Raw genomic sequence first — 14,604 nt, forward strand, 5'->3', positions numbered from 1 at the left:
GTATTCTTCCCCGTTCAACACTCGTACCTTCGCGACGCTATGGCATTACTTTCTTCTGATCTGAGCACGCGCCCCATTGGCGTTTTCGATAGCGGCATTGGGGGCCTCACCGTGGCCCGGGCCGTCAGCCGCGTGTTGCCCCACGAGCGCCTGGTGTACTTCGGCGACACGGCCCACCTGCCCTACGGCGATAAAAGCACGGCGGCCATTCAGGCTTACGCGGTCAAAATCTGTGATTTGCTGCTCAAGCAGCAGTGCAAGGTTATTCTCATTGCCTGCAACTCCGCCTCGGCGGCAGCCTACGAGCTGGTGCGCGAGTACGTGGGCTCGAAGGCGCGGGTACTCAATGTAATTGACCCCATTGTGGCGCACGTAGGCCAGCAGTACGCGGGCCGCACGGTTGGCCTGATCGGGACCAAGCAAACGGTCAACAGCAACGTCTATCGTAAGAAAATAGACGACCTTGATGCGGGAGTGCAGCTCCAGAGCCTAGCCACGCCCCTGCTGGCGCCCATGATTGAGGAAGGATTCTTCGATAACTCCATTGCCGGCAACGTCATCGAAACCTACCTGTCGAACCCGGCCCTGGAGGGCATTGAGGCCCTGGTGCTGGCCTGCACGCACTACCCCCTTATCAAGCAGCAGATTGCTGCCTTTTACCAGGGGCGGGCCGAAGTGCTGGATGCTTCTGACGTGGTAGCCGCCCACGTGCAGCGCTACCTGACCGAGAACGGCCTGGCCGCCCGGCCCGGCAGCGCGCCGCCGGTACATCATTTCTACGTCTCTGATTTTACCCGATCTTTTGAGGAAAGCACCCGTATTTTCTTCGGGCAGCAAGTGCACCTGGAGCACTACCCCCTCTGGGAGTAAGCCGGGGCGGCCGTACGGGCAAAACCTGCGGCTGCTTTTCACCGGCCGCTACCAGCTGTTGCGGGCCCATCCAACCCTTACGGCGTCCGGTGGGGGCTTACTACCTTGCCGGCTGCCTTCTAACCCTTAGCCCTACCCCATTCGCCATGAACAAACCCTACTACCCCCTCCGCGACTGGCGGCGCAATGTGCTGCTGGTAGCCGCTGCCTCCAGCCTGGGCCTGCTGCTGCCCGCCTGCTCCGACAATTCCGGCAACCAGGCCCAAACCACAGAAGGCGACTGGAGCCGTGCCGCTGATTCCTACTCCGAAGGCGTTATCACGGAAATGACCGAGGTAAAGCCCGGTGAGTGGAAAATTACCGCCGAGCGGCCCGCCGGCAAGGAAGAGGTAGCCGCCGTGCTCCACCACTTCGATGGCAAGGTAGATACGTTACAGGGCCAGGCCCTACAGCGGCAAATGCAGGAGTACAGCCGCGTAAATCCGGAAAACCGGGTGGGCGGCACCAGCATGATGGATGTGCTCATGTGGGGAGGCATTGGCTATATGGCCGGCCGCTTCCTGACGCCTAATGTGGGCGCTTATGCCAACCCCGGCCTGATCCAGCAAAACAATGGCTGGCGCGCCCGCGTCGCTAACGAGCGGGACCAGGGGCGGGGCTTCTTCGGGCGCGGCTTTTCGGGCAGCCGCACTTCTCCCGCGTCATCGGGCATCCGGCCCAGCACCACCGTTACGCGCAGCACCGGCTACGGCCGCAGCACCATCCGGAGCAGTGCGCCCAGCTCGGGCCGCAGCTCTGGTTTCGGCAGCCGCGGGGGTAGCCGCGGGTTTGGGGGGTAGGGCCCGGGCTCTTACCGCAAACCCCTTAGTTATTTTCTCTACCTGTTTTTCGTGTGCTGATGCAGAATCAGATTAAGCTGCTACCCCTCTCGGGTAATGTGGAGCCGGCCGTGCGTGCCCTGGGCTGGGAGTGGGCCGTAGAAGAAGCCTGCCAGAACTATGTAGCCCGCGAAGCTGTGCAGCTGCCCGAAGCTACCGCCGATGAGCTGCTACAGGCCGCCGACACCCTCTACGACCTGTTGGTACAGTCCATTCCGGATCCTATTCCGGACGCGCTGCTGCGGGAACTGTCCATCCCTGACGTGCTGTGGGAGGCCGTGCGCCACTCCTGGAACGACGAGCGGCACTGGCACCTGTACGGGCGCTTTGATCTGGCCCAAACCCCCGATGGCCCCAAGCTGCTGGAGTTCAACGCCGATACGGCTACCAGTCTGCCCGAAACGGCCGTGGTGCAGTGGGCTAGCCTGGTAGCCGCCGGCCTGGCCGACGAAGACCGGCAGGCCAATGGCCTGGTGGAAGGCCTGCAGGAGCAGTTGCAGCAGTGGTTGATGCTGAACGAAGACCTGGAGCCCAGCCTGCTGCTGGTGCATTTGCCCGGTAGCGCCGAGGATGCCACCAACTGCGCCGTGGTGATGGAAGCAGCCCTGACGGCTGGCTTCACGCAGGTGCACATCTGCCCCGTAGATGATATGCAGGTGGCCACTCAGGGCGAGGAGCGCGGGGTATGGGCCCAAACCGGACCGGATGAATGGCAGCGGTTCGGGTTTTTGTTCAAGCTGGTGCCCTGGGAGCTGCTGGCCGAGGAAGAGCCTGACCTCACCCGCAACCTGACGGACCTGTTGCGTAGCCGCGACCTTATTATTGCCAACCCGGCCTACTCCCTGCTGTTCCAAAGCAAAGGCATGCTGGCCTGGCTCTGGCGGTGTTTTCCGCACCACCCGCTGCTGCTGGAAACGGCCTCTACAGAACTCGTGGGGCACCAGGTGCGCAAGCCAGTACTGGGCCGCGAGGGCCAGGATGTAGCCGAACTAGGTGGCGCGGATGGCCCCGTGCTTCCCGAGCCGGGCGAATACGCTGCCCAGCCCGTCATTTTTCAGCGCTTTGCGGAGCTGCCGCACGATGAGGCCGGCCGCCTCTACCAAGCCGGTGTCTTCTGGGCCGGGCAGGGTTGCGCCATCGGCTTCCGACGCGAAGCAGGAGTCATAACCAACCTCTCAGAGTTTGTGCCGCATGTGCTGGCATAAACTGTTCCGGCGTGGGGCCTTGTAAGCCCTAGCGGGGGTAGCGTAAGCAGGCTCAGCTACATGGCGCTTTTGTGGGGTAGCCAATTCTACTTGTCGCCCAGCCCAATGAGCGTGCCCGGTTCCGTAGGTGGCTTCCCATGAGGCAGCCGTTACCGGCCGGGTAAAGTGCTACGTGCCTTCGCGTTAATTTCAAAAAAGCCCCTGCCGGTAGCGGCAGGGGCTTTTGCATTATTAGGTTGTCTAGACAGTAAGTAACGGGCGTTTGAACTATTTCAATTTAGTTAAATATTAACATGAATAAATTCAAATAGTGGATTTATTACTTGTATTATTTTTGTAAATATTTACATTTATGCCACTAATTCATTTCTGTTGCTGAGTTCTGCTTTTTGAGCTTTACTCAGCTTCTTCTTCCGGTTCATTTTTGGTTTTTACCTGATACGCGCATGGCCGCCGCTACCAAGCCCCAGTCTCAGCCACCGCAGCCCATCTTTTGGTGGCGCCCCTGGATGATGGCCCTGGGCTGTATCCTGCTTCTGCTTTTGTGCCTTGCGTCTGAAAGCTATGCCCAGGCAGAGCGCAAACGGCCTGCCCGGGCCGATGCCACCGGCAAGTCCGGAGAGCAGGTGCCAACCCGCGAATCAACCTCCGGGGCAGAGTCGCCGCGCAACCTGGAGGAAAACCTGCGGCTGCTGCTGCGCCTCGACTCCCTGCAGTCGGCGCGGCGTAAGGTGGCCGCCGGCGCCGAAACCAGTGAGCTGGTGATGGACCAGTCTATTACCAAGCCCGGGCGCGACTTCTACGATTTGTTCTATAGCCAGTGGGAAGCTCCGGCCGATGTAAAGGAGTACACCATCATCATTGGGGAGAAGCCTGGCCGGGTAAACTCCACTTTTGTAACGGTGCGCGTCAACGACAACGACCTGCTGGAATTCCCGCTTCAGCCCAATTACGACATCATTCAGGAAACCGCCCGCGAGGCTATCGGCTACGTCCAGGAGTACCTGGTGCAGCAGCTGAACCTGAGCCGGCAGCTGGAGCGGGGCGAACGGGTAAGCACGGAGCTGTACTGACCAGCCCCGCTACCTACCACCGCATCGAAGCTTTTGATATTCTCTTTCTCTGCTACTCACCCTTCCTTCCCGCCTATATGAAGCACATACTTTTACTTGTCTGCGGCTTGTTTCTGCGCGTAACGGCTGCCTCTGCCCAGGATTTCGTGTATGAACCCAAAAACCCGGCTTTCGGGGGCGGCAACACATTCAACTACTCCTGGATGCTGAGCGCCGCGCAGGCCCAGAACTCCATCGACGACCCAAGCGCGGCCGCCGCGAAAACCTCCTTCCAGGTTGATCCGCTCAAGCAGTTTGAGCAGAGCCTCAACCAGCAGATTCTGGGACAGCTGGCCCAAAAGCTGGTCGGCAATAAGTTCGGCAACGGCAGCACGTTGCAGGAAGGCAACTACACCGTGGGCAGCTACCAGATTGCGGTAACGCCCAATGGCGGCGGTTTCAGTATCCAGATTACGGATTCCAATACCGGCAATCAGACGACTATTACTATTCCTAGTCTGTAAGCATTAATCCAGCACCATCATGCGTGTTTTTCTCTCAGGCTGCTACGCGCTGCTGCTGAGCCTGGCCAGCTGTGCCCCTTACTTTCACCAGCCTCTCACCACCGAAAAAGCCCGGTTGGGGGCCGAGGTACGCGCCACCAGCGACCTGAAGCAGCTGCCTACCCCTCCCCGAGACCGGATTGTGGTAGCGGTGTACAAATTCCGCGACCAGACCGGCCAGTACAAACCCTCACAGGCCGGTTCCAGCTTTTCTACGGCCATTACGCAGGGTGCCACCAGCATTTTGCTGCGGGCGCTGGAAGAGTCGCGGTGGTTTAACCCCATTGAGCGCGAAAACCTGGGCAACCTGCTCAACGAACGTAAGATCATTCGCTCCAGCCGCGCCGAATACCAGGAGCTGACGGGTAAAAAAGAGCCCATGCTTCCCTCGTTGCTGTTCGCGGGGGTAATTCTGGAAGGTGGCATTATCTCTTATGATGCCAATGTGGTAACCGGCGGCGCGGGCCTGCGCTACTTCGGGGCCGGCGCTTCGGGCCAGTACCGGCAAGACCGCGTTACGGTGTATCTGCGGGCCATCAGCACCAGCACCGGCGAGATTCTGAAAACGGTGTACACCAGCAAAACCATTCTCTCGCAGCAGGTAGATGCCAGCTTGTTCCGGTTTGTAAACTTCAAGCGCCTGCTCGAAACCGAAACCGGCTTTACGTACAATGAGCCCACGGAAATGGCCGTGAAAGAAGCCATCGAAAAATCGGTGCAAGCGCTGGTGTACGAGGGAATCCGGGACAATTTGTGGGTGCCGGGCAATCCAGCCGAGCGCACGGGTGCCGGCATTACCCAATATTTCAAGGAAAAAGATGAAAACCAGGATATTGATGTGCTGGGCCGCGTACAGCGCGACCGACGTGCGCAGTTGGGAATTGGCCTCAGCGGGGCTACCGTGCGCTACGTCGGCGACCTGAAAAACTCCCAGTTGCGGGCTAATGGCCAACTGGCGGTTTACTACCAGCCTACTCCGGCCGCCAGGCTGGGTGCTGTTTTCCACCTGGGTCGCTTCGAGTTGGGCGCCGGCGACTATTTCCGGCAAACCTTTAATTATGCGGAGCTGGCCGCCCACTACCGCATTTTCCCGCGCGACCGGTTTACGCCCTACCTGCTGCTGGGCGGCGGAGCCACCACGCGCGCCGACCAAAGCGTGGGGGCCAAAGTGCTACCCCACGTACTGGGTGGAGCCGGCGTAGAAGTGCTCTTGACTGATAGGGTAGGGCTCAGCCTGGGCAGCGATGCGCGCTACTACTTCTCCGACAACCTAGACGGAATTCAGCTGGGTAAATACAACGACTACTTCTGGACGGCCCGCCTGGGTGCTACTTTCTACTTCGGCCGTACTCCCAAGCCTGCTACCGTCATACGGTGAGCTAGCTCAGAGGGCACCGAAAGCCTGATGCCTGGGTACAATTTGATGATACAAATAGCTGATAGACAGGTATTAGCGATTTATGTAACTTTATAAATAAAAAATTTAATTATTCTTTCTACTTATATATTGACTTTTAACTTAATCAATATATATTTGTACAGTTCCTCCGGAGGGAATAAGAATTTATTGAAAAAGTCTCACCCTTCCCAACAACCCTAATTCCCCAATTCATGAAAAAGGTATCTTTCCTCGTAGCTGCTCTGTTGGCCACTGGCGGCGCTTTTGCCCAGGGTAATATCCAGACTTCTTCGCAAACTGGCACCGACCATGGCGTATATGTAACCCAGACGGGTAGCGCTAGCGAAGCCTACACCACCCAGGCTGGTGTCAGCAACAGAACTTACCAGACGCAGTCGGGAACCAGCCAACTGGCCGTTTCGGATCAGCGCGACAACAACCAGCAAGCTTACCAGACCCAGTCGGGCGACAATAACTCGGCCTATGTAAAGCAGGGCGATAATATCCCGGTTGATGGCAACAACCAAGCTTACCAGACGCAGTCGGGTAATAACAACCGCGCCAGCTCTACGCAGCTGAGCGGCAGCAACATCTCGGTGCAAACTCAGGAAGGCTCGCGCAACCAGGCCGACATCTTCCAGAGCGCCAGCGAAAGCAACCAAGCTTACCAGACCCAGACGGCCGCTTCCGGCTACCCCGGCAGCCCCGCTGACAACCGCGCCAACATTCTGCAATTGGGTTCCAGCAACATCGGCAGCCAGATCCAGCGTGGCAACGAGAACGTAGCTAACATCAGCCAGACCAGCGGCAGCGGCAACCAGGCTTACCAGGATCAGGGCGCCAACTTCGCTGGCAGCTACCGCTCATCGGCCTCCATCACGCAGACCGGCAACGGCAACACCGGCGTGCAGAATCAGCGTCTGGACTATAACAACGCGGTAATTGAGCAGTCGGGCGGCGGCGGAAACCTGGCCGTACAGGATCAGGAAGGTGCTGGTATTTTCGTAAGCCCAGGCAACACGGGTTACATCAGCCAGAACGGTGGTGGTGGACACATTGCCACTCAAACCCAGCTTGGCTCGGGCAACCAGGCTACTACGCTGCAAGGTTCTTCTATGAACCAGAGCTACGTAACCCAGTCGGGCACCAACAACGTGAGCGTAGTTTCGCAGAACCGCTAGTAGCGCACATTTCCGGGGCAGATTATTCCCCATCTGCCCAATAACTTGGTAGCATCTCGCGGTACCTTCTGGTCTGTGAGATGCTACCAGTTTTTTTATGGATATCCTTTATTTTGCATTTTTTTATTAAAAAAATTAAACTTATTTTTATGAGGTCGAATTCTATCCGCCCAGTTTTCAAGGGCCCGGCCTCCCGTATTAGCTTCTTATCTACTTCTTCCATCTTAGTCTGTTTGCTCATGAAACGAAGTATCTATGGGCTCATAGTAGCTCCCGTGCTGCTATGGTCGCTGTCGGCGCAAGCCCAGAGCGAAAAGCCGGAAGGCAAGAGCGAGGAGCAAGCCCTGATTGAACAGCTCGGGGCCCAGCCGGCCGCTACTGAAAGTATAGCCTTGCCGGTGGCCAACCGCACGACACTGGTACAGGTAGGGGCCAGCAACGAGGCCCTGTTGCGCCAGAGTGGCGTCAACAACGTGATTAACGCTTCGCAGAGTGGAGCCTTAAACCAGTATGAGATTATTCAAAACGGCGTAGCCAACTCCGTTAACTCCCTCATTGTAGGCAGCAACACCTCATCGGCCATCCGGCAGGAAGGCGACTACAACAAGGTAGAGCAGGAGTTGCGGGTAGATGGCCGCCAATACACGGTGCAGCAGTTGGGCAGCAACAATGAGCTGACGCAGCGCGAAACTGGTTCGGCGGCCCCGGCGGGGTACGACATCAAAATGCAAGGCAACGGCATCCGGCTGACTATTGAGCAGGGTGTCAAAACCTTCCAGCCGTAACCCAGGACCGGGCAGCTGACAAAAACGCCGGCTGCCCGATCCTACTGGCTTTTGAGGTGCATGGCACCCCGGTTTTATCCTATCTGTTTTCAGCCTACCCCCCACACCTATGATTTCTTACTGGCTCTGTTTGCTGCCGCTTGCTACTCTTCTGTCGGGCGTGTCTGCCTGGTCCGGCAGCGCCGATTGTCAGGCGCGGCTTACTACCCAGCAGCAGGGCGGAATGCTCCTGATTACGGGTTTCTGCCGCAACCAAACCACTAGTCCCCTGCTGGTCCGCTACGAACTGCTGACCAGCCGGCAAGGAGAAAGCGGAAGTACGCAAAACACTCAAATGGGAAGTTTCACGGTTGCCCCCGCCCAGGAAAAAGCCCTGTCTCAGACCAGTGTAAGCTTTTCCGGCTCTGATGAATGCCAGGTGCACCTGCGGCTTTTTAATCAGCAAGGGCAGTTGCTGGCCCAGGACTCCCTGACTCACTACCCCGCCAGCCGCCCCTAAGTCTTTCCGCGCCCTTCCTTTCCCACCTCTTTCTTTTTCCCCTATGCCTGCTCTGTTACGCACTAAACTAAGTGTGCTGGTAGCGTTTGTGTTGTCTTTATGCCTGTGGTCTTGCGAGGAGACTACAATTGAGCCTACCCAGAATGGTAGTTTATCGGGAACTGTAACCGACAGCCGGGACAATTCTCCGGTTGCCAACGCGGTAATCACCACCACGCCGGCTACCTCTTCCATCACCACTAATGCCCAAGGCCAGTTTCAGCTTTCTGGGCTGGTAGTAGGCAAATACACCCTGAACGTAAAAAAGGCCGACTACAAGACGGAGGCTGTGAACGTACAGGTAAATCTGAGTTCTGCCACTGAAGTACGGGTAGTGCTGGAAAAAGCATCGGGTAGCAACCACCGCCCCAATGCCCCGTTCAATCCTAGTCCGGGCAACCAGGCCACCGGGCAGCCGGTCAATCTTACCCTGCGCTGGCGGGTAACGGACCCCGATGGCAAAAGCGACTCGCTGCGCAACGACGTGATTCTTTACGAAGGAAACTCCACTGATCGGCGCCAGCTCCTCAATAACTCCAAGGACACGGCAGTAGCAGTAACCGGCCTGCGCTTTAACACCACGTATTTTTGGCAGGTGACCGTGCGAGACTTAGCCGGGGAGGTAGTAAAAAGCGACGTCTGGAGCTTCCAGACCCGGGCCCAGCCCGACAACCGCTATTTGTTTGCCCGCGAAGAAAACGGCAACACGGATATCTACTCTTCCGACGAAACCGGCACCAATCTGCTCCGCCTGACTTCTTCGCCTTTCATAGAAACGGCGCCCCAGCTCAGTCCTAACCGCGACCGGGTGGCGTACACGTCTAATGCTACGGGCCAGTTTCAGTTGTACACCATGAACCGGGATGGGTCTGATGTGCGCCAGGTTACCCTGTTGCCGGTAGATGGCTATTTCAACCAGGGCATCGGGTACCGCTGGTCGCCGGATGGAGCCCAGCTGATTTACAGTAGCTACAATAAGCTGTACCGCATTAACCGCGACGGAACTGGTCTGACGCTACTGGCCACGGCTCCCGCTAACCGGCATTTCCGGGAGTGCGACTGGACCGGGCAGGGGAACCGGCTAGTAGTGCAAACGGTGGGTGTAAGCGTGTACGAATCAGAGCTCTACCTTTATAACGCCGACGGCTCTAACCCTACCTTGCTGGTTGCTAACCTACCCGGCCGTCTCGACTCCCCATCCTTCAGCGTAGATGGGCGACGCGTCCTGTACACCCGCGACCTGGATGCCTTTGACGATGGAACCGGCCGGCAACTCAACGCGCACATCTTCTCCCAGAACCTGGACGGCACCGGTCTGGTAGATGTTTCCGCTGGCCAGGGTACCTCCGGTAGCTCCATTAAGCCTATTGGCTTCAATGACATTGTGCCCCGGTACGCTCCCGACGGATCTAAAATTATTTTCGTGCAGGTTAACAACGTAAGTCGCTCCGTGCCCGATGTATATACCATGGACCTGGATGGACGCAACCGCACCCGGTTGTTCCAGAATGCCACCTTGCCGGACTGGAAGTAGGTGCTTTGAGTTCTACTAACACAAAAAGAGAGCAAGGCTACATGCCTTGCTCTCTTTTTTTAGACCCTTACGAGCGGTGGTTATCTTTCCAGATCTATGTAAGATAGTAGAGATAATCAAGTAAGGCAGAAGTAAGCATACAAGCCAGAACATCCCCAGGTATATGCCAATGGTTTAGGCCCATTAAAGATATTTAAGTATATAAGTTATTAGATGTTAAGTTATTAAGGATGTGTTTTTATTAGTCTGACTTGCTATACCTTTGCGACTAATTACCGGGATGTGTACCATAACTCCCCCAGAAATATGCACCTTTACAGATAATGTCGGCTCTAAGTCACTTAAGGGAAGTCATAATATAGTTTGTCTTACTCTATTAAGATCCTATAAAATGCGTGTAATCTGTTTCTATGCCGTGGAATAGCATTACATACATATAGAATTGGCATGAATTGTGAAGAAGGAGGAACCCACGCCAAAATTTTTGATATGAAATGTTTTATACAATCATAAAAAAATACTAATCTAATTGATTGACTCCCCCGTATGTGAGGCTGACTGCCACATTTTACTTCGTATTAAGTGCTAAATGTGTAATGGCATCTCTTTCACTTTTTCCGTTTGCAAACATTCTCCTTTCAATAACTCATGAAAAACAAATACTTGAGTAACCGAGAGTCGGGCCACTTAGGCCGATTGTGGGTTTTTCTGGTAATGGTCCTGTTAGCTCTGCCTTTCATCGGGCAGGCTCAATCCATTACGGTTTCCCCTTCTACCGACCCAGATAACCCCACCGAGTTTGGGACTGTTCCGGTTGGACAGGTTTCTTCTCCGGCAAAGCAGTACGCTGTTACGGCTACGGGTATATCGGGCAACCTTACGGTCAGCTTTGGTAACGCCGCTTCCTTCGAGGGCAGTACTGATAATAGCAACTTCAGTAATGCTGTTGTGTTGCCTGCTGCAGGCGGCACCCTGTATGTGCGTTTCAAGCCGACTGCTGTTGGTACAACCAACGGGGAGTACATCCAAGTGACTGGTAACACTGATGGCCGTAATGGCACCACCCTCAATGCCTTCATCGACGTGCGGGGCACCGGTGCCCAAGGCCTACCTACGCTTACTGCCACACCATCGGCTCGTGGATTCGGGAATCAGGTAATTAACACTACCTCATCACCAATGACCTTCACCGTAACAGGTACCTCACTTACTGGCGATGTTACCGTTACGGCACCGGCTGGCTTCTTGGTAAGCAATAGCGCTACGGGCACTTATAACCAAACCACCACGGTAGGACAGGGCAACACGGGCAGTGTAAACGAAACGGTTTATGTAGTGTTCAACCCTACAGTTGCCTCAAACTACGTAGGCAACGTTACGTTTACCAGCTCAGGCACCAGCACTACAGCTAGTGTGGCAGGTACGGGTGTATTGCCTCCAGCTACCCTCAGCGTTACGCCTACCTCCCTCACGTTTGCCGACACCCAGGAAGGCCTGGTATCCTCTCCGAGTGGCTTCACCGTATCGGGTTCTAACCTGACGGCAGTTGTTACGGTAACGGCTCCTACGGGCTTCCTGATCCGTCAGGGCACCACGGGCACCTTTGTTCAAACGGTAACTCTGACTCCCGTTAACAACTCGGTTAATGCCAGCCTGCAAGCTGTATTCGCCCCCGCAACGGCCGGTTCTTATAGCAGCAACATCACGATTTCCTCTGCCGGCAACGGTAACCCGTCTATCAATTTGGCGGTAAGTGGAACAGCTACATCCGCCCCGCGTGGTCCGTTTATCGTAGTGAACCCTGGGTCGCTTGACTTCCAGACAGTTTCCAGCAGCGGATCTGCTCAGACGCTTTCCTTTGAAATCAACGCTGGTAACCTTACTGCACCGTTGGTACTTACCGGCTCGAACAACAACATCCTGTTCCGCGAGGCGGCCTTGGGAGGAAGCTTTGTGAATGGTCCCATCACCATCAATCCGGTGAGCGGCTCTGTTTCCAGCCGTATTATTGAGGTGCAGCTGACCGGCCCGATTGGTGCTGGTGAGTTCACCGGCAATATTACTGCTTCCAGCACGGGAGCTGCTTCGCGAGTAGTAAGCATCACGGCTAACAGCACCGGGGGCGAATCAGTAGTAAACGTATCGTCCAGCGGTCTGAATCTGTTTTCCACGGTTCCTGGCGTGCCTTCCGCTGTACAGAGCTACCAGCTTTCGGGTACCAACCTGCTGCGCGACATCACGGTTACTGCTCCGCCGGCTTTCCAGGTTTCCTTGGATGCTAACTTTACCAACGTTACCACCACGAACAACACCATTGTGGTGCCGCGCAACAACGGCTCTGACGTAACACCGACCACCGTTTATGTTCGCTTCGTACCTACCTCGGCTTTCTCAACCTCGGGTAGCGTTCTGAACTCCAGCCGTCCGGCCCTTGGGGTAGCAGTACGCGTACAGGGCACCAGCGAGCCTTCCATTCAACTGCAGAATGCTTTCCAGCAAGTGAAGAACGTCGAGATTTACACCCGTTCTTCCTCGCAGGCAATTACAGTCGTCGCTGAGCGGGTATTGCAGCCAGTTACTATCTCGCAGCTACTGAGCGCGAACACCACGTTCAACCCGGATAACACGGCCCAGTTTGAGATTTCGCGCGACAACGTAAATTTCACTATTGATACGGTAAAGCTGAAGCCTAATACTTCCACTTATAGCATCAATCAACAGATTTACATTCGGTTCCGCCCCACCAACCTGGGTAGCGCGCAAGCAACGCTGCGTTTCCAGAGCAACGACTTCGATGACAAGACGACGCAGAACTTCACTGCTAACTCTTTGCTTTCGGGCTTACCGATTGATAATCAGCCCAGCCTCCGGGCAACGGCAAACGTGGTGCGTAACAACACTACGGCTACGGTATCCTTCACCCTGCCCGCTAACTATGCTGGCTTGGGTTACGGCGAAGGCCGTCTGATTGTAGCCAGCGAGAACCCCACGCTGCCTTCCGGCAACCAGCCTTCCGATGGTATCTCCTACCAGACGGGTAACCAGATCTACGGTCAGGGCCCGCAGGTTGCACCGGGTTATTTCGCAGTATTTGCAGGCCCCAATGCTTCTGTAACGATTGAAGGTCTCGACATTCGTAAGACCTATTACTTCTACACGTTCGAGTACAATAACATCGACAACAACGTTAATGTAATTGCCAGCGGCGCTGAGAACTACCTGTCGCCTCCTACGCCCAACACGATTCCCGGTATCATTGCTCCTTCGCCGCTACCTGTTACGCTGGTTTCCTTTGACGCCAAAGTTCGCGGCAGCCAAGTAGCTCTGACCTGGGTTACCTCTACAGAGCTCAATAACAAAGGTTTTGAAGTGGAGCGTAGCCGCGACGGTCGTTCGTTCGAGACAATCCTCTTCCGCGCTGGTAAAGGCACGACCTCCAGCAGCAGCACCTACACCGCTGCTGATGAGAAACCGCTGGCTGGTACTTCGTACTACCGCCTCAAGCAGATTGACCTCGACGGTACCGTATCGCACACCCAGCCCGTAGTAGTTAACTTCCTGCGTAGCGGTGATGTGAATATGTATCCTAACCCCGTTGAAGACATCCTGACCATTGAGTTGGGAGGCACGACGGAAGGTGTAACGGTTACCATCACCGACAGCAATGGCCGCCTCATCCGCAGCCAGAAGCTTGGTGCTAACGGTACGCTTAATATGGGCGACCTGGGTACCGGAACTTACATGGTAACGGTAGGTGAAGGCAACTCTAAAGTAACCCGTCGCATCGTGAAGAAGTAGTCACTGACTTTCTTCCCACAAACAAAAAAGCGCCACCCAAACAGGGTGGCGCTTTTTTGTTTGTGGCAGCCAGTTACCAGCAGATACTGGTAGTGTAGCGTGACTAGAGGAATCAGGATATGTGGGTAGTAAGTAAGAAGAGTGCTCTGCTAAGCCTTCTCCCATTTCGTCCGCACAGATTACCTGAAGGAGTGCTTAAATAGTCTCAACAGAACGTCCTAACGCCTTACGGTGAGCCTTGAGGTTGTTCGGTTCATACGGCCTGCGTGAGCAACCGTGTAATTGCGCTGGGTGAGCTTAAGCCGTTCCTTAGCGACCCATGATGGCTAGGTCTGACGACCACACCTGAAGAGTCAGTAGAAAAACATAAGGCCTCTGCACTTAATAGTGCAGAGGCCTTATGTTTGAAGGATGGCAAGCTTATACCGAAAAGCTTTCCCCGCAACCGCAGGTGCGGGAAGCGTTTGGGTTATCAAAGAAGAACCCTTTGCCATTAAGACCGTCCGAGAAGTCGAGCTGGGTGCCGGCCAGGTATAGGAAGCTTTTCATATCAACCACTACCCGAACGCCCTTGTCCTCAAATTCCTGATCCATGGGTTTCACTTCATTGTCGAAGTCCAGTTTGTAGCTGAGGCCTGAGCAGCCGCCACCGGCCACAGAAGCCCGCAAACGATACGTAGCGTCAAGCTCGGCGTCCTGCATGAGCTTTTCAACTTTCTCTTTGGCTTTGTCAGAAACGGTAATCATGGGTCAAAAAAGCTAGTCCAAGCGCCGATGTGCGCCGCCTGAAAAGGAAATGTC

Annotated in this window: 12 protein-coding genes; 11 read left to right on the top strand and 1 reads right to left on the bottom strand. The window is 55.5% G+C overall.

Features of this window, described 5'->3' with window-relative positions:
• The first annotated feature begins 39 nt into the window (after positions 1–39).
• The 11 genes from murI to FGZ14_RS02115 all read left to right on the top strand — a co-directional run bounded on the left by murI (position 40) and on the right by FGZ14_RS02115 (position 13,803).
• The gene (gene murI, locus FGZ14_RS02065) at positions 40–870 is read left to right on the top strand and encodes a glutamate racemase (RefSeq protein ID WP_139920711.1); all 831 of its coding nucleotides are present in this window, start codon (positions 40–42) and stop codon (positions 868–870) included.
• 146 nt (positions 871–1,016) lie between these two features.
• Positions 1,017–1,709 (top strand): hypothetical protein, encoded by a 693-nt coding sequence (locus FGZ14_RS02070; RefSeq protein WP_139920713.1) that lies wholly within the window; start codon positions 1,017–1,019, stop codon positions 1,707–1,709.
• Between the two features lie 59 nt (positions 1,710–1,768).
• On the top strand, positions 1,769–2,953 hold the full coding sequence (locus FGZ14_RS02075; RefSeq protein ID WP_139925986.1) for a glutathionylspermidine synthase family protein: 1,185 nt from the start codon (positions 1,769–1,771) through the stop codon (positions 2,951–2,953).
• A 446-nt stretch (positions 2,954–3,399) separates the two neighbouring features.
• Positions 3,400–4,026 (top strand): CsgE family curli-type amyloid fiber assembly protein, encoded by a 627-nt coding sequence (locus FGZ14_RS02080; protein ID WP_139920716.1) that lies wholly within the window; start codon positions 3,400–3,402, stop codon positions 4,024–4,026.
• Between the two features lie 77 nt (positions 4,027–4,103).
• Positions 4,104–4,529, top strand: coding sequence for a curli production assembly/transport component CsgF (locus FGZ14_RS02085; protein ID WP_139920719.1), 426 nt, complete (start codon positions 4,104–4,106; stop codon positions 4,527–4,529).
• A 19-nt stretch (positions 4,530–4,548) separates the two neighbouring features.
• Positions 4,549–5,946, top strand: coding sequence for a CsgG/HfaB family protein (locus tag FGZ14_RS02090; protein ID WP_139920721.1), 1,398 nt, complete (start codon positions 4,549–4,551; stop codon positions 5,944–5,946).
• A gap of 233 nt (positions 5,947–6,179) precedes the next feature.
• Positions 6,180–7,148: a hypothetical protein gene (locus tag FGZ14_RS02095; protein WP_139920723.1), complete on the top strand. Its 969-nt coding sequence runs from the start codon at positions 6,180–6,182 to the stop codon at positions 7,146–7,148.
• Positions 7,149–7,387: 239 nt separating this feature from the next.
• Positions 7,388–7,933: a hypothetical protein gene (locus tag FGZ14_RS02100; protein ID WP_139920724.1), complete on the top strand. Its 546-nt coding sequence runs from the start codon at positions 7,388–7,390 to the stop codon at positions 7,931–7,933.
• Between the two features lie 160 nt (positions 7,934–8,093).
• The gene (gene csgH, locus FGZ14_RS02105; protein ID WP_139920726.1) at positions 8,094–8,432 is read left to right on the top strand and encodes a curli-like amyloid fiber formation chaperone CsgH; all 339 of its coding nucleotides are present in this window, start codon (positions 8,094–8,096) and stop codon (positions 8,430–8,432) included.
• A gap of 43 nt (positions 8,433–8,475) precedes the next feature.
• Entirely contained in the window at positions 8,476–10,005 is a 1,530-nt protein-coding gene (locus tag FGZ14_RS02110) for a carboxypeptidase regulatory-like domain-containing protein (protein WP_139920728.1), read from the top strand.
• A gap of 648 nt (positions 10,006–10,653) precedes the next feature.
• On the top strand, positions 10,654–13,803 hold the full coding sequence (locus tag FGZ14_RS02115) for a T9SS type A sorting domain-containing protein (RefSeq protein ID WP_139920730.1): 3,150 nt from the start codon (positions 10,654–10,656) through the stop codon (positions 13,801–13,803).
• Between the two features lie 420 nt (positions 13,804–14,223).
• Here the strand turns inward: FGZ14_RS02115 and FGZ14_RS02120 are convergent, their stop codons facing one another.
• Positions 14,224–14,550 carry an iron-sulfur cluster assembly accessory protein gene (locus FGZ14_RS02120; protein ID WP_110978003.1) on the bottom strand — a complete coding sequence of 109 codons (327 nt, stop codon included), beginning with the start codon at positions 14,548–14,550 and terminating at the stop codon, positions 14,224–14,226.
• Positions 14,551–14,604: the final 54 nt, after the last annotated feature.

The organism is Hymenobacter sp. DG01 (assembly GCF_006352025.1).
In the GTDB taxonomy this organism is placed as follows: domain Bacteria; phylum Bacteroidota; class Bacteroidia; order Cytophagales; family Hymenobacteraceae; genus Hymenobacter.